The organism is Streptomyces sp. NPDC026417, from assembly GCF_055567695.1.
On the sequence record NZ_JBVHPY010000017.1, the window covers coordinates 161,605 to 180,227 of the forward strand.

The 18,623-nt window shown below is 72.5% G+C and carries 16 protein-coding genes; 7 read left to right on the forward strand and 9 right to left on the reverse strand.

What is annotated here, in order from left to right; translation table 11 throughout:
* Nucleotides 1-100: 100 nt before the first annotated feature.
* From ACZ4NT_RS25810 to ACZ4NT_RS25825, 4 genes are all read left to right on the forward strand, one after another.
* Entirely contained in the window at nt 101-1,375 is a 1,275-nt protein-coding gene (locus ACZ4NT_RS25810) for a low temperature requirement protein A (RefSeq protein WP_121402400.1), read from the forward strand.
* Nucleotides 1,365-2,393 carry a P1 family peptidase gene (locus ACZ4NT_RS25815; RefSeq protein ID WP_467727855.1) on the forward strand — a complete coding sequence of 343 codons (1,029 nt, stop codon included), beginning with the start codon at nt 1,365-1,367 and terminating at the stop codon, nt 2,391-2,393. The genes ACZ4NT_RS25810 and ACZ4NT_RS25815 overlap by 11 nt, the downstream gene beginning before the upstream one ends.
* 268 nt (nt 2,394-2,661) lie before the next feature.
* Nucleotides 2,662-3,879, forward strand: coding sequence for an Ig-like domain-containing protein (locus tag ACZ4NT_RS25820; protein ID WP_121402398.1), 1,218 nt, complete (start codon nt 2,662-2,664; stop codon nt 3,877-3,879).
* A 157-nt stretch (nt 3,880-4,036) separates the two neighbouring features.
* A complete protein-coding gene (locus ACZ4NT_RS25825; protein WP_121402397.1) occupies nt 4,037-4,789 on the forward strand; it encodes a DUF6227 family protein in 753 nt (250 codons plus the stop codon).
* Nucleotides 4,790-4,812: 23 nt separating this feature from the next.
* Here ACZ4NT_RS25825 and ACZ4NT_RS25830 read toward each other — a convergent pair whose 3' ends face one another.
* The 5 genes from ACZ4NT_RS25830 to ACZ4NT_RS25850 form a co-directional block, all read right to left on the reverse strand.
* Nucleotides 4,813-5,070 carry a hypothetical protein gene (locus tag ACZ4NT_RS25830; RefSeq protein ID WP_121402396.1) on the reverse strand — a complete coding sequence of 86 codons (258 nt, stop codon included), beginning with the start codon at nt 5,068-5,070 and terminating at the stop codon, nt 4,813-4,815.
* Nucleotides 5,071-5,188: 118 nt separating this feature from the next.
* Nucleotides 5,189-7,354 (reverse strand): PTS fructose transporter subunit IIABC, encoded by a 2,166-nt coding sequence (locus ACZ4NT_RS25835; protein WP_467727857.1) that lies wholly within the window; start codon nt 7,352-7,354, stop codon nt 5,189-5,191.
* 247 nt (nt 7,355-7,601) lie between these two features.
* Nucleotides 7,602-8,555 (reverse strand): 1-phosphofructokinase, encoded by a 954-nt coding sequence (pfkB, locus tag ACZ4NT_RS25840; RefSeq protein WP_467727858.1) that lies wholly within the window; start codon nt 8,553-8,555, stop codon nt 7,602-7,604.
* A 12-nt stretch (nt 8,556-8,567) separates the two neighbouring features.
* Complete coding sequence (locus tag ACZ4NT_RS25845) at nt 8,568-9,329, reverse strand: DeoR/GlpR family DNA-binding transcription regulator (RefSeq protein ID WP_121402393.1); 762 nt, start codon at nt 9,327-9,329, stop codon at nt 8,568-8,570.
* Nucleotides 9,330-9,519: 190 nt separating this feature from the next.
* Entirely contained in the window at nt 9,520-11,052 is a 1,533-nt protein-coding gene (locus ACZ4NT_RS25850; RefSeq protein ID WP_467727860.1) for an MFS transporter, read from the reverse strand.
* Nucleotides 11,053-11,140: 88 nt separating this feature from the next.
* On the opposite strand from ACZ4NT_RS25850, the gene ACZ4NT_RS25855 reads away from it, so the two are divergent.
* Nucleotides 11,141-12,133 carry a helix-turn-helix transcriptional regulator gene (locus ACZ4NT_RS25855; RefSeq protein ID WP_121402391.1) on the forward strand — a complete coding sequence of 331 codons (993 nt, stop codon included), beginning with the start codon at nt 11,141-11,143 and terminating at the stop codon, nt 12,131-12,133.
* A 67-nt stretch (nt 12,134-12,200) separates the two neighbouring features.
* On the opposite strand, the gene ACZ4NT_RS25860 is transcribed toward ACZ4NT_RS25855, so the two are convergent.
* On the reverse strand, nt 12,201-13,172 hold the full coding sequence (locus ACZ4NT_RS25860) for a TetR/AcrR family transcriptional regulator (protein ID WP_467727862.1): 972 nt from the start codon (nt 13,170-13,172) through the stop codon (nt 12,201-12,203).
* A 417-nt stretch (nt 13,173-13,589) separates the two neighbouring features.
* Nucleotides 13,590-14,588, reverse strand: a complete 999-nt coding sequence (locus ACZ4NT_RS25865) for a sigma-70 family RNA polymerase sigma factor (RefSeq protein WP_121402389.1) — start codon at nt 14,586-14,588, stop codon at nt 13,590-13,592.
* A gap of 169 nt (nt 14,589-14,757) precedes the next feature.
* Between ACZ4NT_RS25865 and ACZ4NT_RS25870 the strand changes: the two genes are divergently transcribed.
* A complete protein-coding gene (locus ACZ4NT_RS25870; RefSeq protein ID WP_467727864.1) occupies nt 14,758-15,276 on the forward strand; it encodes a GNAT family N-acetyltransferase in 519 nt (172 codons plus the stop codon).
* A gap of 33 nt (nt 15,277-15,309) precedes the next feature.
* On the opposite strand, the gene ACZ4NT_RS25875 is transcribed toward ACZ4NT_RS25870, so the two are convergent.
* A complete protein-coding gene (locus tag ACZ4NT_RS25875; RefSeq protein WP_121402387.1) occupies nt 15,310-16,107 on the reverse strand; it encodes a DODA-type extradiol aromatic ring-opening family dioxygenase in 798 nt (265 codons plus the stop codon).
* A 100-nt stretch (nt 16,108-16,207) separates the two neighbouring features.
* Here ACZ4NT_RS25875 and ACZ4NT_RS25880 point away from each other — a divergent pair, with 100 nt between their 5' ends.
* The gene (locus tag ACZ4NT_RS25880; protein WP_467727867.1) at nt 16,208-16,711 is read left to right on the forward strand and encodes a MarR family winged helix-turn-helix transcriptional regulator; all 504 of its coding nucleotides are present in this window, start codon (nt 16,208-16,210) and stop codon (nt 16,709-16,711) included.
* Nucleotides 16,712-16,910: 199 nt separating this feature from the next.
* Here ACZ4NT_RS25880 and ACZ4NT_RS25885 read toward each other — a convergent pair whose 3' ends face one another.
* Nucleotides 16,911-18,458, reverse strand: coding sequence for an MFS transporter (locus ACZ4NT_RS25885; RefSeq protein WP_121402385.1), 1,548 nt, complete (start codon nt 18,456-18,458; stop codon nt 16,911-16,913).
* Between the last annotated feature and the right edge of the window lie 165 nt (nt 18,459-18,623).

The following is an 18,623-nucleotide window of genomic DNA, read 5'->3' on the forward strand; positions in this document are numbered from 1 at the left end:
CGCTCAACCGTCCGCCCGTACGGTCCGGGGCGCCGACCCGCGCCGCGCTCGTGAACGCTTTCACAAGAATTCCCGGCGCATTTCTGCTGTGCTTGGCCGTATGACCACCAGTTCCGCTTCCGCATCCGACGGGCCCGCCCGCCCGGCCCCCCGCGGGCCGTTGCGCAGGATGACCGCCCGGGGCCGTGACGAGTCGCACCGGGTCGCGTCCCCGCTGGAGCTCTTCTTCGACCTGTGCTTCGTCGTGGCCATCGCCCAGGCCGGCATCCAGCTGGTGCACGCGGTCGCCGAGGGGCACGCGGGCGAGGGCATCCTGAACTACGCGATGATCTTCTTCGCGATCTGGTGGGCCTGGATGAACTTCACCTGGTTCGCCTCCGCCTACGACAACGACGACGTCCTCTACCGGATCGTGACGCTGATCCAGATCGCCGGCGTCCTGGTGCTCGCGGCGGGGGTGTCGCAGGCGTTCGAGGACCACGACTTCCTCCTCGTCTGGCTCGGATACGTGATCATGCGGTTCGCCATGATCGCGCAGTGGCTCCGGGCGGCGCGCTCCGCCGAGGGCCCGGAGAGAACGACGGCTCTGCGCTACGCGGGCGGTGTGCTGCTCTGCCAGGTCGGCTGGCTGGGACTGGTGGTCCTGCCCGAGCCGGCCCGGCCGTGGGTGTTCCTGGTGATGGTGGTCGCCGAGCTGTGCGTCCCGCTCTACGCGGAGAAGGACGCCACCACGTCCTGGCATCCGCACCACATCTCCGAGCGCTACGGGCTGTTCACGATCATCGTGCTGGGCGAGACGATCGCCGCGGCCACGGTGGCGGTGAAGTCGGCCGTCGACGAGCACGAGGCACTGGGCGAGCTGCTGCCGATCGCGGTGGGCGGGCTGCTGGTGGTGTTCGCCGCGTGGTGGATCTACTTCGTGGTGCCGATCCACGGGCACCTGCAGACCAGCCGCCAGGCGTTCGTGTGGGGATACGGGCACTACCTGATCTTCGCGTCGGCCGCGGCGATCGGCGCGGGTCTGGAGGTCGCCGTCGAGGAGGCGGTCGGCAAGGCGCACATCTCGACGCTGGCCGCGTCCGCGGCGGTGACACTGCCCACGGCCCTGTTCTTCCTGACCGTGTGGGCGCTGCACGCGCGCTACTTCAAAGTGGGCATCGCCCAGCAGCTCGTCCTTCCGACCTCCTCGCTGCTGGTCATCCTGTGCACCTTCCTGGGCGCGTGGGCGGTGCTCGCGGCGGGCATCGTGGCGGCGCTGACGGTGGCGGTCGGGGTGGCGCTGACGGCGCGGACGGCCGGCCGGGAGCGTGCGGCGGCCGGGGCGGAGCGGACGGAAGCCGGGGCGGCGGGGGAAGACTGGGGGGATGACACGTGACGCTCTGACGGATGTGGTGGGCCTGCGGGTGGGCCATGCCACGCTCACCGGCGACGGCCGGCTCAGTGGTACCACCGTGGTGCTGGCTCCCCCGGGTGGCGCGGTCGCGGCCGTGGACGTGCGGGGCGGTGGGCCCGGGACCAAGGAGACCGACGCGCTGGACCCGCGCAATCTGGTGCAGCGGGTCGAGGCGATCGTGCTGACCGGTGGCAGTGCGTACGGACTGGACGCCGCCTCGGGGGTGATGGCCTGGCTGGAGGAGCGAGGGCGAGGGGTGCGTGTCGGCCCCGACCCGGCGCACGTGGTGCCGGTCGTGCCCGCCGCCTGCGTCTTCGACCTGGGCCGCGGTGGCGACTTCCGGGCGCGGCCGGACGCGGCGACCGGTCGGGCCGCGGTCGAGGCGGCGGAGGCGAGCGGGCCGGGTGCCCCGGTGCGGGAGGGCTGCGTGGGCGCCGGGACGGGTGCGGCCGTCGGCCCGCTGAAGGGCGGGGTGGGGACCGCGAGCATCGCGCTCGGCTCCGGCATCACCGTGGCGGCGCTGGTGGTGGCCAACGCGGCGGGCTCGGCGGTGGAGCCGGAGACGGGCGCGCTGTACGGGGAGTTGCTGACCGGCCGCGCCGCATGTCCGCCGGCCGAGGTGCACCGCGCGGCGGAGCGGCGCCTCGCCGAGGCGGCCGCGAGGAACGCACCGCCCCCGCTGAACACGACCCTGGCCGTGGTGGCCACCGACGCCGAACTCACGCGCGCACAGGCCCAGAAGCTGGCGGGAACGGCGCACGACGGGATCGCCCGCGCGGTGCGGCCGGTGCATCTGCTCAATGACGGGGACACGGTCTTCGCGCTGGCCACCGGGGACCGGCCGCTCGCCGCCGGAGAGCCCCTCGCGCTCAACGAGGTGCTCGCGGCGGGCGCCGACGTGGTGACGCGGGCGATCGTGCGCGCCGTACGGGCGGCCGAGCCGGTGGACGGGCCGGGCGGGACGTGGCCGTCGTACGAGGAGCTCTACGGGGGCCGGTAACGGAGGTGCACGACGGGGGTGTTGAAGACGGGCGCGTGAGGGAGGGCGTGTAAGGGAGGCGGCCCCGGGGGCAGATGGGCGGCCGGTCGGGGCCTGACACCCCGTGGCCGGAGAGAGCCGGCGGTGGACGGCGTGTGCGGGGGTGATTGTCCCGGTTCTGTCACGCGATGGCGCCAGGCGCGCTCGGAGGGAACCCTTCACGGCGTGCGGCGCTCTTTCTCCTCGCAACGGAGCGGACCACCCACATCACACGAACCTGGAGCAGCCCGTGACAACGCCGGACATATCAATGCGGCGCGCACTGGGGGCCTGTGCCGCCCTGATGGTCGGCGCCCTCACCCTCACCGCCTGCGGCGGCGACGCCAGCGCGGACAACAAGGACGGCAGGAACGGCGGTTCGGCCAGGACGTCCGGCGCGAGGATCGTCATCTCGGCGAAGGACGGCTCGACGAGCGCGTCGATCAACGCGACCGGCGTCAAGGTCAGCGGCGGCCGGCTGACCGACGTGAAGATGACGGTGGCGGGGACGGGTGCTGCCGTACCCGGGGCGCTCCTCGGCAAGGGCACGGCCTGGAAGCCCAAGGAGCAGTTGGAGCGCGGGACGAAGTACCGGATCTCGGCGAAAGCGAAGGACGGCAACGGCCGGACGGCCGCCGCCGACTCCAGCTTCACCACGGTCTCCACGGACAACAGCTTCATCGGCACCTACACGCCGGACAACGGCGCCACCGTCGGTGCGGGCATGCCGGTCTCCTTCACCTTCGACAAGGCCATCGGGAAGAAGAAGGCCGTGCAGACGCACATCAAGGTGCGCTCCAGCAGCGGCCAGCGGGTCGTGGGCCACTGGTTCGGCGAGAGGCGGCTGGACTTCAGGCCCGAGAAGTACTGGAAGGCCGGCTCCAAGGTCACCGTGAAGATCGACCTGGACGGCGTGGAGGGGGCGGACGGCGTCTACGGCGTGCAGGACAAGACCGTCACCTTCACCGTGGGCCGCTCGCAGGTCTCCACGGTGGACGTGGCGACGCAGACGATGACGGTGGTGCGCGACGGGAAGACCCTCAAGTCGATCCCGATCTCGTCGGGCAGCGCACAGAGCAGCACGTACAACGGCCAGATGGTGATCTCCGAGAAGTTCACGCAGACGCGGATGAACGGGTCGACGGTCGGCTTCGGCGGCGAGTACGACATCGGGGACGTGCCGCACGCGATGCGACTGACCACGTCGGGGACGTTCATCCACGGCAACTACTGGTACAACCGCGGCAATCCGCCCTTCGGTCGGGAGGGCACGAGTCACGGCTGCGTGGGGCTCGCCGACGTGCAGGGGGCGCAGGGCGACACGACCGCCAAGTGGTTCTTCGACAACTCGCTCGTCGGGGACGTCGTGACGGTCAAGAACTCCCCCGACAAGACGGTCTCGCCGGACAACGGACTCAACGGCTGGAACATGTCGTGGAGCGCGTGGACCGCCGGAAGTGCCGTCTGACGAGGGCTTTTTGAGGGATTCGGGGGCCGCGCGGGAACACCTCGCGCGGCCCGCGCGTTTTCCCTCCGTAGGTTTTCTCGGTTCGCGGACATGATGTCCGACCGAGGGGCTACGGTATGCACCCACAAGGTGACATGCAGCGACGCCGGGAGAAGCCTTGAGCGTTCCGTACGAGACAGCAGCGTACGAGCCAGCCGAGTCGCCCGAGTCTCCGGAGGAGCATCTCGCGCGACTGCTCGGCCGTGCCCTGAACTCCTTCGAGCTGCCGGACGAGACGATACGGCTGCTCGACTGCGCGCTGGCGCACGACAGTTCCCTGCACTCCGCGCACCACAGCGCGGGACTGCACCGCGAGACGTACCGGCACACGTGGCTGCTGGCCGACGGCTCGGCGGTCACCCTGTGGGAGCTCGTCCACAACACCGCACCGGGCAGCGAGTCCCAGCACGAGGTGTACGTGGACGAGGAGGAGCTGCGGGAGGCGACGGCGCGCTTACCCCTGCCGGCGGACGCGCCGGACTTCGAACTGCCCGTGACGGTGCAGCTGTCCCCCATCCCCGAGCCGCAGCACGTCTACGTGCCCGACGACTCGGCGGACCACGTGCGCCGGCTGCTGCGGCGCGCGGAGAACACGGACGGCCCGGACTCCGAGCTGACCGCGCTGCTGCTGCGCGAGGCGTTCGCCCACCAGATCACCCAGGCCTTCGGCCGTCCCGGCCGGGCGGGCCGCACGTCCGGACTGCCCTACTCGCTCTACGAGCACGCGTTCCTGCTGCGCGACGGACGCGAGATCTCGCTCTGGGAGGTCGAGCACACGGCGACGCCGGACCGGCGGCACATGTGCGAGGTGTACGCGACGGAGGGCGCCGCCCGCGAGGCGATGGAGCGCCGGGCGGCCCGCCTCGGCTGACCCTCCGGACGCGTCCCACGGGCTCAGGGGCGGCTGTCGCTGAACTGCCGTACGAGGCGGGCGAAAGCGGCGTGCTCCTCCGGGGTCAGTTCCACGCATTCCGTGCCCGGCGCCGCCCGGCTCTGGCGGGGCATGGCCCGAAGCGTCTCCCCCCGGCGCCCGGGCATCGCCTCGGGGCGGCTCCGGCGCAACAGGCGCACCAGACCGACGACCCAGACCGCGGTCGCCAGGGCGAGAACGCTCGCGCCGGTCAGCTGAAGGATCGACACATGCTCAGGCATGCGTTCCAGTAGACACCACGGTCCGGGACTTTGGCCCCGGACCGTGACGCATCTCCCAGATGCGGTGAACGACTCACAGCAGCCCTAAAGGGGCAACCGAGCCGTGCTGTCGGCGGGCTCAGGCCGCGACCGGCGCCTTGCTCCCGGTCGCGGCCGGCGCCGCGGGGTCCGCCGTCCCCGTCCCCGTGCCCTCGGGCATCCGCCTGCGCATGCCCTTGAGGACGACCACCAGGGCCGTGGTGACCCCGACACCCGCGGCGATGGCGACCAGGTAGAGGAACGGGCTGCCGATCAGCGGGACCACGAAGATGCCGCCGTGCGGGGCGCGCAGCGTGGCGCCGAAGCTCATCGACAGAGCGCCGGTCACCGCCCCGCCCGCCATCGCGGAGGGGATGACGCGCAGGGGGTCGGCGGCGGCGAACGGGATGGCGCCCTCGGTGATGAAGGAGGCGCCCAGCACCCAGGCGGCCTTGCCGTTCTCCCGCTCGGTCGGCGTGAACAGCCGCCCGCGCACGGTCGTCGCCAGCGCCATCGCCAGCGGCGGGACCATGCCCGCCGCCATCACGGCCGCCATGATCTTCATGGCCGAGTCGCCGGGGCTCGCGACGGCGATTCCGGCGGTGGCGAAGGTGTACGCGACCTTGTTGACGGGACCGCCGAGGTCGAAGCACATCATCAGGCCGAGCAGGGCGCCGAGCAGGACGGCGTTCGCGCCGGTGAGGCCGTTCAGCCAGTCGGTCATGCCCTTCTGGGCGGACGCGATGGGCTTGCCGATGACCACGAACATCAGGAAGCCGACGACCGCCGAGGAGATCAGCGGGATCACCACCACCGGCATGATGCCGCGCACCGCCGCCGGGATGCGGACCTTCTGGATCGCCATGACCACGCCGCCGGCGATCAGGCCCGCCGCGAGGCCGCCGAGGAAGCCCGCGTTGATGGTGAGGGCGATCGAGCCGCCGACGAAGCCGGGTACGAGGCCGGGCCGGTCCGCCATGCCGTAGGCGATGTAGCCGGCCAGGACCGGGATCAGGAAGTTGAAGGCGACGCCGCCGATCTGGAAGAGCAGCGCACCCCAGCTGTCCGCCTGGGTCCACATGAAGTGGTCCATGACCGAGGGTGCCTTGTTGACCTGCCAGCCGCCGATCGCGAAACCGAGGGCGATGAGCAGGCCGCCCGCGGCGACGAACGGGACCATGTAACTCACGCCGCTCATCAGCCACTTGCGCAGTCTGGTGCCGTATCCCTCGCCGGGCTCGCCCGCCCGGTCCACGGGTGCACCGGGCGCGGAGCCCGCGGTGACCTCTCCGCGCCGGGCCTTGCCGCGGACCTCGGAGATCAGCTCGGCGGGGCGGTTGATGCCCGCCTTCACCCCGACGTCGACGGTCGGCTTTCCGGCGAAGCGTTCCTTCTCCCGTACGGGCACGTCGTGCGCGAAGATCACCCCGTCCGCCGCCGCGACGACCGCCGGGTCGAGCCGGGTGAACCCGGCCGAGCCCTGGGTCTCCACGACGAGCTCGACGTCACCGGCCGCGCGTCCCGCGTTCTCCAGCGATTCGGCCGCCATGTACGTGTGCGCGATGCCGGTCGGGCAGGAGGTGACGGCGACGATGCGGAACGGCCTGGACTCCTCGCGCCGTGCGGTGTCCTCGCCGCCGGTGGCACCCGGCGCGGGGGCGGGACCGTCCTGGAGGGGCCCGCCGGGCGCCGGGGCCGGACCGTCCGCGGCGGCGTCGGCGGAGGCCGCCGCGTGCGACGCCGCCGCGGAGTCGTGGGGATCGGCCGCAGCCGATGAGGAGGCCGAAGCCGTGGCGGGGGAAGCGGCCGCGGCGGGCGCCTGGGGCTCGTCGCCGCGGATGAGCGCGGCGGTGGTGTCCGGATCGCCTGCGGCCCGCAGCGCGGACGTGAACTCCTCGTTCATCAACTGCCGGGCGAGCGAGGACAGGATGGTGAGGTGGGCGTCGTCCGCGCCCGCCGGGGCGGCGATGAGGAAGATCAGGTCCGCGGGCCCGTCCGGGGCGCCGAAGTCGATCCCGGCAGTGCTGCGCCCGAAGGCCAGGGTCGGCTCGGTGACGTGGGCGCTGCGGCAGTGCGGGATGCCGATACCGCCGTCGAGGCCGGTCGGCATCTGCGCCTCGCGTGCCGCCACGTCGGCGAGGAAGCCGTCGAGGTCGGTGACCCGGCCCAGGGCCACCATGCGCTCGGCGAGGGCACGGGCCGCCGCCTCCTTGGTACCGGCGGACAGGTCGAGGTCGACCAGGTCCGCGGTGATCATCTCGCTCATCGCGGGCTCCTTCGCACGCGTATCGCCCGCGGGGACCGCCGGGCAGGGGTGGGGACGGGGGTGCCGCTCTCGGGGAGGGCGGGATGCGCGGGGGCGGCTGCGGCGGGGAAGGGGAAGCCCCGCCGGGTCGGTGCCTGTCCCGGGGTGGCCGCGCGGGCGGGCGTCATGAGGCCGGCTCCCTCAGGACGCGGTCCACGGGGACGTCCGGCGTGACGGTCACGGCGGAGGGGCCGAGGCCGGGCGGGCGTCATGAGGCCGGCTCCGTCAGGACGCGGTCCACGGGGACGTCCGGCGTGACGGTCACGGCGGAGGGGTCGAGGTCGGCCGGGCCGGGCATGACGCTCCCCGGCAGCCGGACGGCGGCGGCGCCGTGGGCGACGGCGGAGGCCAGGGCCTCGGGTCCGCTGCCGCCGGCGATCAGGAATCCGGCGAGGGAGGAGTCGCCGGCGCCCACGTTGCTGCGTACGGCGTCGACGCGCGCGCTGCCGAACCAGGCGCCCGCCGCGGTCACGAGCAGTTGCCCGTCCGCGCCGAGGCTCGCCAGGACGGCGACGGCGCCGAGGCCGCGCAGTTCCTCGGCGGCCTTGAGCGCGTCACCGACGGTGGCCAGGGGGCGCCCGACAGCCTCGGCGAGCTCCTCGGCGTTCGGCTTCACGACGTCGGGCCGCTCGCGCAGGGCCGCGAGCAGCGCGGGCCCCGAGGTGTCCAGGGCGATCCGGGCGCCGGCCGCGTGGGCGCGGGCGACGAGGTCGGCGTACCAGGAGGGCGGAAGTCCGCGGGGCAGGCTGCCGCAGCAGGTGATCCAGTCCGTCTCGCCGGATCGGTACCGGCGGCGGACGGTGTCCAGGAGCGACTCGGCCTCGCGGGGGGAGAGTTCGGGACCGGGCGCGTTGATCTTCGTCAGGGTGCCGTCGGGCTCGGCGATCGAGATGTTGGAGCGGGTCGCGCCGGCCACCGGCACGGGTGCGACCTCGATGCCCTGCGCGGCGAGCAGTTCGGCGACGAGGGCGCCCGGCGCTCCGCCCAGCGGCAGCACGGCCACCGTGCGCTGCCCGGCCGCGGCGACGGCCCGCGACACGTTGACGCCTTTGCCGCCGGGGTCCATGCGCTCGCCGGTGGCCCGGACGACCTCACCGCGGCCGAGGGCGGGGACCTCGTAGGTGCGGTCGAGGGACGGATTGGGGGTGACGGTGAGGATCATGCGCGCTCGTTCCTAGACACACTGCACTTCGGTGCCGCCGCGCTCGATGGCGGTGGCGGCCTCCGGGCTCAGCCCGCTGTCGGTGATCAGCAGGTCCACGTCGCCGAGGTCGCCGAAGCGGGCGAAGTGCTCCTGGCCGTGCTTGGAGGAGTCGGCGAGCAGCACCACACGGCGGGCGGCGCGGACGGCCGCCCGCTTGACGGCGGCCTCGGCGAGGTCGGGGGTGGTGAGTCCGTGCTCGGGCGAGAAGCCGTTGGCCGCGATGAAGACGACGTCCGCGCGGATCTCCCCGTACGCCCGCAGCGCCCAGGCGTCGACGGCGGCGCGCGTACGGTGCCGTACGCGGCCTCCGACGAGGTGGAGCTGGATGCCGGGGTGGTCCGCGAGCCGGGCCGCGATCGGCAGGCTGTGGGTGACGGCGGTGAGCGTCGACTCCAGCGGGAGGCTGCCGGCGAGGCGGGCGACCGTGCTGCCCGCATCGAGGATCATCGTCCCTTCGACCGGCAGCTCGGCCAGGGCGGCCCGGGCGATGCGGTCCTTCTCGTCGGCCGCGGTGGACTCGCGTTCGGCGAGGTCGGGCTCGAAGTCCAGGCGGCCCGCCGGGATCGCTCCCCCGTGGACCCGGCGCAGGAGCCCCGCGCGGTCGAGGGCCTTCAGGTCCCGGCGGATGGTCTCCGCGGTGACCTGGAACTCCTCGGCCAACGACGGCACGTCGACCCGGCCGCCGTCACGGGCGAGGCGGAGGATCTCCTGCTGCCGCTCCGGTGCGTACATGTCCGTTCGCCTCCGCTTGATGCCCGAGTCTGTGGTTCTTCAGGGAGGCTACGACCCGATGTCCCGGAAGTAAACAGGTTCGGGCGTGATTCGGGCATGAACGGACCCGCGGGGAGTGGGGAAGAAGCCGGGCAACGCGAAGGGGCCCGGCACTGTCGGCGCCGGGCCCCTTCGTCGACTCATCCGCGGTTCACGGGACGAGTACCGAGTCCTTCGCCGTCCCGGTCTCCGCCTCCACCGCCGCGGTCACGCCGGCAGCACCCTCCACATGCTGTGCGGGACGCTTCGGCAGCGCGAACATCAGCAGGAAGATGACGACCATCACCGCGGCGACCCAGCCGAGCGCGTGCTCGAAACCGTTCACGAAGGCCGGCCCCACCTCGGCCGGGGCGAGCCGGTCGCTCATGGTGCCGAAGAAGACCACGGACACCAGCCCGAGGCCGAGCGCGTTGCCCATCTGCTGCACGGTGTTGATGAGCCCGGACGCCGATCCGGAGTGCTCGCGCGGGACCTGCGAGAGGACCGCGTCCGTCAGCGGGGCCACGATGAAGCCCATGCCCGCTCCCATCACCACGAGCGGCAGCGCCATCTGCCAGGAGGCGATGGAGGCGCCGTACCGGTCGGACTCCCAGATGTAGAGCAGCACGCCGAGCGCCATGATCAGCGCGCCCGCCTGGAGCACCTTGCGTCCGAAGCGCGGGACCAGCAGCTGCACCGACATGCCGGCCGCCGCCGACACCGCGATGGAGAAGGGCACCCCGGTCAGACCCGCCTTGAGCGCGCTCCAGCCCAGCCCGGTCTGCATGTACAGCGTCCACACCAGGAAGAAGATGCCGAGGCCGATCCCGAAGACCGTCTGCACGGCGATGCCCGCGGCGAAGCTCTTCACCTTGAACAGCGACAGCTCCACCAGCGGCGAACCGTCCCGCTCCGCCTTGCGCCTCTCGTACGCCACGAGCGCCGCGAAGACACCGAGCGCGCCCGCCATCGAGACGTACCCCCACAGCGGCCAGCCCAGCTCACGGCCGCGGGTGAGCGGGTACAGCAGCATCAGCAGACCCAGGGTGACCAGCGCGACGCCGACGAGGTCGAGCCGGAGCGCCCGCGGCGCCTTGGACTCGGTGATGAACTTCCGCCCGAGGATCAGCCCGGCGATGCCCACGGGCAGGTTGATGAGGAAGATCGGCCGCCATTCCAGACCGAACAGGTTCCACTCGGTGAGCAGCGCGCCGAGGAGCGGACCGGACACGGCACCCAGACCCACGATCGCACCGAAGAGCCCGAACACCTTGCCCCGCTCGTGGGCCGGGAAGGTCGCGTGCACGATCGACAGCACCTGGGGCACCATCAGCGCGGCCATCGCGCCCTGGAGGATGCGCGAGGCGACGAGCATCTCCGGGTTCACGGCGAAGCCGCAGAGCGCGGAGGCCAGGGTGAATCCGCCGATGCCGATCAGGAAGAGCCGCTTCCGGCCGTGGATGTCGCCGAGCCGCCCACCGGTGATGAGTCCCGCGGCGAACGCCAGCGCGTAGCCCGCGGTGATCCACTGGATCTGGCTGAAGGTCGCGCCGGCCTCCCGCTGGATCGACGGGATCGCGATGTTGACGATCGTGACGTCGACCAGGTCCATGAAGGCCGCGGTCATCACGATGGCGAGGGCGAACCAGCGCCGCCGGTCGGCCGCGGGAGCCGGGCTGCTGAGAGGGGTCTCGGTGGAGGTCATACGAACAAGCTATGACCTCATTAGGTCAGATCGTGTCCTAGATGTGCGGCAGTCTGGAGACCCTGCCGACCAGGACCGAGGAGACACCATGACGACCGACACCCCGGCGCGCCTGCTCCAGCTCCTCTCGCTCCTGCAGACCCCGCGCGAGTGGCCGGGCGGGGAGCTCTCCGACCGGCTGGGGGTGTCCCGCCGCACCGTCCGCCGCGACATCGACCGACTCCGGGAGCTGGGCTACCCGGTCCAGGCCACCAAGGGGGCCGACGGCGGGTACCGGCTGGTCGCGGGGAAGGCGATGCCCCCGCTCGTGCTCGACGACGAGGAGGCGGTGGCCATCGCGGTCGGCCTGCGGGCCGGTGCCGGGCACGCCGTCGAGGGGGTGGACGAGGCGTCGGTACGCGCCCTGGCCAAGCTGGAGCAGGTGCTGCCGTCGCGGCTGCGGCACCGGGTGTCCACGCTGCAGGCGGCCACCACGCCGCTGACCAGCGGAGACGGCGCCAGTATCGCGCCGGAGACGCTGACCGTGATGGCGTCGACGGTGGCGGGCGGCGAGCGGCTGCGGTTCGCCTACCGCTCCGGGGACGGGACGCCGTCGCGGCGCCTGACCGAGCCGTACCGGCTCGTCTCGACCGGCCGCCGCTGGTACCTCGTCGCCTACGACCTCGACCGCGAGGACTGGCGCACCTTCCGCGTCGACCGGGTCGCCGAGCCCTTCGCCACCGGGGTCCGGTTCACCCCGCGCGAGCTGCCGACCGGGAGCGCCGCGGAGTATCTGCGGCAGTCCATGTTCCGGCGGCAGGAGACGTACGCGTTCGAGGTCGCCTTCGCCGCACCGGCCGAGTTCGTCGCCGCGCGTCTGCCGGCCTGGCTGGGTGCGCCGGAGCCGGTCGACGACCGCAGCTGCCTGCTGCGCGCCTCCTCGGGCGACTCCGTCGAGTGGCTCGCGGTCCGCCTGGCGATGGTCGACTGCGAGTTCACCGTGCGGGAACCGGCCGAACTGGTCGGTTACCTGCGGGACCTGGGGAGCCGGCTCACCCGCGCGGCGGGCGGCGCCCAGGGCGAGGGCCTCCCCGCGGTCTGACATCGGCCCGCTCCCCGTACGTCGGGGCCGGCCGCCCGGTGATGCGTCCGGCCCGTTTCCCCGCAGGTCAGGGCCGTACCCCGCCCCAGGGGAAGTCGCGCAGCGCCGCGAGGTTGCGGAGGGCGAGCGCGGGGGGTCCGGCGGGGCCGTCCGCGCTGTCGTCCCCGGCGGCCCAGACCTCGACGGCCACCCGCACGGCCGCACCGGCGACGGCCGCACCGAGCCGCAGCCCGGCCGAGACTCGGGGGCCATCGTCCGGCGCCGGGAACTCCCCGCTCACGCCGGCCGCGTCCCCACCGGGGGACGGGAGCGCACCGGTGACGCCGGATGCAGCCGAAGGCACGTCGCCGGCCCGAGCCGGACCGACTGTCGAAGGCACGCCGCCGGCCCGAGCCGGACCGGCAACCGAAGGCGAGTCGGCGGCCCGGGCCCGGTCGGGCGGCGGAGTCCCGGTGGCCGGGCGGAGTGCGTCGAGTGCCGTACGGGTGGCCAGCGCCTCCGCCAGCAGGTGCTCCGCGTTCTGGCAGGCCTCGCCCCAGACGCGGCGCAGGGCCGGGTTGCCGTCGGTCAGCCGGAGCAGCGTGCGGACCCACTCCAGCGACTCGGCGCGCACGCCGACGCCCGGCGTCAGGGTGCCGACGACCGCGTGGTGGAGGGCCTCGGGCACGGACAGCCCGGCGGGGGCGTCCCGTACGGCCTCGGCCCACTTCTGGGCGCCCGCGGCGAAGAGCGGGCCGAGGGCCTCCTCCTTGGTGGCGAAGTACCGGTAGAAGGTGCGCGGGGCGACCCCGGCGGCGCGGGCGATGTCCTCGGCCCGGGTGGCCCGCAGCCCGTGTGTCATGAAGAGCCCGGCGGCGGCCCGGGCGATGTCCATCCGGGTAGCCGCTTTCCGCCGCTCGACGAGCGAGGGGGCGCCGGCGCGGTCGGCCGGGGCGCGGGACGCGCGCTGCGCGGAGCCCCGCGCAGAGTGCCCGGCGGAGACCCGGGCACCGCCTCCGGCCGGGTCGGGGAGCTCGCCGAGAGGAGGGGTACCGGTCACGGCAGGCAGGTTATGCCTCTGTGGCACAATCTGCCATTCCGGGCCACCCCGGGGTTCAGGTCCGGGGTGGCCCGGACAGCTGTGTCCCGGCCCCGGCGGTGCGGGCGCCTCGCCGGTCCCGGACGGGCACGCACCCGGTCCGGGCGGCGCAGAGGTACGAAAAAGAGCCGAGCCCCGGCGCCAGGGGGGGGAGGCGCCGGAGCTCGGCCCGGGCGAGTCCCGGCGCCGGGGGGGAGTGCGTCGGGACTCGGATCTGGGGTGGTGGACGAACCGGCGGACCGACCGCTCCGCGGCTCGGGCCCGGGGACCCGGGCCTCGCGGCCCGGGCCCGATGTCCGGGCCCTGAGTTCTTGTGCCCCGCCGCCGACGGTTTGAAGCGGCCTTACCTGGCCATGTACGCCGGACGGGCGTGCTTCGTTACGCGGCGGCGTCGAAACCGGTGTCGCGCGCCAGCTTCTTCAGCTCCATCAGGGCGTGCTTCTCGATCTGCCGGATCCGCTCGCGGGTCAGGCCGTGCTCCTTGCCGACCTCCGTCAGCGTGCGCTCCCGGCCGTCCTCGATGCCGTAGCGCATCTTGATGATGGAGGCCGTGCGCTGGTCGAGGCGGCCGATCAGGTCGTCCAGCTCCTCGCTGCGCAGCAGCGTGAGGACGGACTGCTCCGGCGAGACCGCCGAGGTGTCCTCCAGCAGGTCGCCGAACTGGGTCTCGCCCGCGTCGTCCACCGCCATGTTCAGCGAGACCGGGTCGCGCGCCCAGTCCAGGACGTCGATGACGCGCTCCGGGTTCGAGCCGAGCTCGGCGGCGATCTCGGTGGGCTCCGGGTCGCGGCCGTGCTCGCGGTTGAACTCGCGCTGCACGCGGCGGATCCGGCCCAGCTCCTCGACCAGGTGGACGGGGAGGCGGATCGTGCGCGACTGGTCCGCGATGGAGCGGGTGATCGCCTGGCGGATCCACCAGGTGGCGTACGTCGAGAACTTGAAGCCCTTGCGGTAGTCGAACTTCTCGACGGCGCGGACCAGGCCCGCGTTGCCCTCCTGGATCAGGTCGAGCAGGGGGAGGCCGCTGCGCGGATAGCGCCGGGCCACGGCGACGACCAGCCGGAGATTCGAGCGGATGAAGATGTCCTTCGCGCGCTCGGAGTCGGCGACCAGCGCCTCCAGCTCCTCACGGGTCGCGTCCGCCCGGGCGTCGTCGACCTCGCCATCGAGGATCTGCTGTGCGAACACACCGGCTTCGATGACCTGGGACAGCTCGACTTCCTTGGCGGCGTCGAGCAGCGGTGTACGCGCGATCTCGTCGAGATACATGCCGACCAGGTCGCGATCGGCGATCTCGCCGCCTACGGCGCGAACACTGCGTGCCGCGTCGGTCTCGCCGGCGGCGGACTTACGACGGGCGACGGCACGGGTTGCCATGCGTGCTCCCTTGCGGTGGTGGGCTGGCGGTCGTCCTGGACACTCGATTCACCCTCCCGGGTGCCCTGCATCCGATGGAAACAACGACTGGAATCCGGACAGAATTCCCAAGCCGAACCCTTATTTTTGTGATCATGCAGTACCCTGTGCCGCCACAAGGGGAGGCAACATGGGGCCGGTGGGCACGGAGGTGCAGGTCAGACCGGGAGTCGCCGATGACCTCGGCGCCCTCACGGACATCTACAACCACTACGTGCGTGAGACGCCGATCACCTTCGACACCGTCCCCTTCACCCCGGAAGAGCGCCGCCCCTGGCTGCTCTCCCACCCGGAAGACGGCCCGCACCGCCTGATGGTTGCCACGGCCGCCGACTCACAGCGGATTCTGGGGTACGCCACGTCCAGCCCCTTCCGCCCCAAGCCGGCGTACGCCACCTCCGTGGAGGTGACCGTGTACCTCGCCCCCGGCGCCGGAGGCCGCGGGGTCGGCACCCTCCTGTATCGGGCACTCTTCGAGTCCCTCGCCGGCGAGGATCTGCACCGCGCCTACGCCGGCATCGCGCTGCCCAACGAGCCGTCCGCGCGGCTGCACGAGCGCTTCGGGTTCCGGCACGTCGGCACCTACCGGGAGGTGGGCCGCAAGTTCGGCCGCTACTGGGACGTGGCCTGGTACGAGAAGGAGCTCTGACTCCCCCGGGCGGTTCCGGCGGCGCCCGGCGGGTCAGCCGATCTGCAGCGAGCGCTTGGCGAGTCCCAGCCAGAAGCCGTCGATCACCGTGCGCTGCGAGGCCAGTTCCTCGTGAGCCGCGCCCAGGGTGACGAACAGGGGTGCGAAGTGCTCCGTACGGGGGTGTGCCAGGCGGCCCGCCGGGGCCTTGTTCTCGAAGTCGAGCAGGGCGTCCAGGTCCTGGGCGTCCAGGGCGCGCCGCCCCCAGTCGTCGAACTCGGCCATCACCGAGGAGACCCGGCCCTCCTGACTGAGCGCCCGCAGGTTGTGGGTGAAGAAGCCGGAGCCCACGATGAGCACGCCCTCGTCGCGCAGCGGCGCCAGCTTGCGGCCGATCTCCATGAGCGCGACCGGGTCGAGCGTCGGCATGGAGATCTGCAGGACCGGGATGTCGGCGCCGGGGAACATCTCCACCAGCGGCACGTAGGCACCGTGGTCCAGGCCCCGGTCGGGGATGTCCTGCACGGGCGTACCGGGGGCGCGCAGCAGCTTGCGTACGGACTCGGCGAGAGCGGGGGCGCCCGGGGCGGCGTACCGGACCCGGTAGTAGTGCTCCGGGAAGCCCCAGAAGTCGTAGACCAGGGGGACCGTCTCCACCGCGCCGAGGGCGAGCGGGGCCTCCTCCCAGTGGGCGGAGACCATCAGGATCGCCGTGGGGCGGGGCAGGTCGGCGGACCAGGCGGCCAGCTGGCCCGGCCAGACCGGGTCGTCGGCGAGCGGCGGGGCGCCGTGGCTCAGGTAGAGGGCGGGCATGCGCTCCGTGGTGCGCTCCTCGGCGGTGGTGGCGGGCATGACGGCGGCTCCCTCACTGGTACTTGAACTCTAAAGCTCTACATCGAGCGTACTCCCCACTTGTTTAACCTTCAAGGAGAGGCCTCGTACAGTGGGGTGCATGAACACGGCACCCGCGGAAGAGCCGCGCTGGCTCAGTGACGAGGAACAGCGCATCTGGCGCGCGTACATGCACGCCACGACCCTGCTCGAGGACCACCTCGACCGTCAGCTGCAGCGTGACGCGGGCATGCCGCACATCTACTACGGCCTGCTCGTGCAGCTCGCGGAGGCGCCGCGCAGGCGGCTGCGGATGACCGAGCTGGCCATGAACGCGAAGATCACCCGCTCCCGCCTCTCGCACGCCGTGGCCCGGCTGGAGAAGAGCGGCTGGGTGCGGCGCGAGGACTGCCCCTCGGACAGGCGGGGGCAGTTCGCGGTGCTGACGGACGAGGGCCGGGAGGTGCTGCGGCGTACGGCACCCGGCCATGTCGCCGCCGTCCGCCAGGCCCTCTTCGACCGGCTCACCCCCGATCAGCAGAAGTCCCTCGGCGAGATCATGCGGATCATCGCCGAAGGGCTCCAGCCGGAGGACGTGGGCGCGGACCTGCCCTGGCTGCGCTAGGACGCCGGTCCGCGCCGCTCCCCGCAGAAACCATGCGGACGCGGGTCCGCCCTGCTCCGGGGTCCGCCAAGACGCGGGTCCGCCCCGGTTCCGCTGAGCTCGGAACCGGGGCGGACCCTGGGACGCGTACGGGCGGGGCGTCCCCACCCCCCGTCCCGTACGCGAAGCACCTTCGGCCCCCGGGGCGGGGTACCGGGTGTCAGTGGGCGATCACCGGGACCTTGAGCTCGTCCTCGATGCCGTCGCCCACGCCCTCGCCGGACGCCGGGGCGATGTTCGGACGCCCCGTGTTGATGAAGGTCACGGCCACCGTGGCGGCGACCACCAGGATGCCGACGGCGAACCAGATGGCGTTGGTGTAGCCGTGCACCTGGCCCTGCAGCTGGACCAGCTGCTGCTGGGACTGCGAGGTGGCACCCGCGATGTGGTCCTTGATGTACGAGGTCGTCGCCGAGGCGGCGATCGTGTTCAGCAGGGCCGTGCCGATCGCACCGCCCACCTGCTGCGAGGTGTTGACCATCGCGGAGGCGACACCGGCGTCACGCGGCTCGACACCGTGCGTGGACAGCGACATGGCGGGCATGAACGCGGTACCCATGCCGAGACCGAGCAGGACCATCGCCGGCAGGATCGTGCTGGCGTAGGAGGAGCCGATCTCCAGCCGGGTCAGCAGCAGCATGCCGAGTGCGGCGACCAGGAAGCCCGGGCCCATCAGCAGGCGCGGTGCGACCCGCGTCATCAGGCGGGTGCCGATCTGCGTGGAGCCCACCATCATGCCGCCGATCATCGGCAGGAAGGCGAAGCCGGTCTTGACCGGCGAGTAGCCCTTCACGATCTGCAGGTAGTAGGTCAGGAAGAGGAACAGGCCGAACATCGCGATGATCGCCAGGCCGAGCGAGAGGTAGACGCCTCCGCGGTTGCGCTCGGTGATGACGCGCAGCGGCAGCAGCGGTGCCTTGACCCGGGACTCGACGAACACGAACGCGGCGAGCAGGACCACCGACGCCACGAACAGGCCGACGGTCACGGAGTCGCCCCAGCCGTCGGACTCGGCGCGGGTGAAGGCGTAGACGAGCGTGACCAGGCCGAGGATGGAGAGGATGACGCCGGGGATGTCGAGCGGCGAGCGGTTGCGGCCGCCGGCCGGCTCACGGATGACGTAGTACGCGCCGGCGGCGGCGATGATCGCGAACGGGATGTTCACGAAGAACGTCCAGCGCCAGTCCAGGTACTCGGTGAGGACACCGCCGAGGATGAAGCCCACGGCGCCGCCGCCACCGGCGATCGCGCCGTAGATGCCGAACGCCTTGGCGCGCTCCTTGGGCTCGGTGAACATCACCGCGAGCAGGGAGAGCGCGGCGGGCGCGAGCAGCGCGCCGAAGGCACCCTGCAGGGCGCGGGCGCCGAGCATCATCGCCTCGTTCGTGGCCGCGCCGCCGAGGGCGGACGCGCCGGCGAAACCGATCAGGCCGGCGACGAAGGTGCGCTTGCGGCCCCACAGGTCGGCGATCCGTCCGCCGAAGAGCAGCAGTCCGCCGAAGGCCAGCGCGTAGGCCGTGATGACCCACTGCCGGTTGCCGTCCGAGATCCCCAGGTCCTGCTGGGCGGAGGGCAGGGCGATGTTCACGATGGTGGCGTCGAGGACGACCATCAGCTGGGCGAGCGCGATGAAGCTGAGCGCCTTCCAGCGGTTGGAATGGGCGTCGGCCAGATCCGCCTTGGCGGTGGCCCGGACTGTTTCAGACATGGGGGTACCCACTTCGGTACTTCGTAGCGAAAAAAGGGATCAGAAAGCGAAGGTGAGGAGACGGCTCGTCGACGGTGACGGCCGGTGATGTCGTCGGGAGGGACGGCGCGTCGTCGGTGACGGCCGGAAGCGTGGTGCGAACAGTGACCGGCGCCGGGCGCCGGA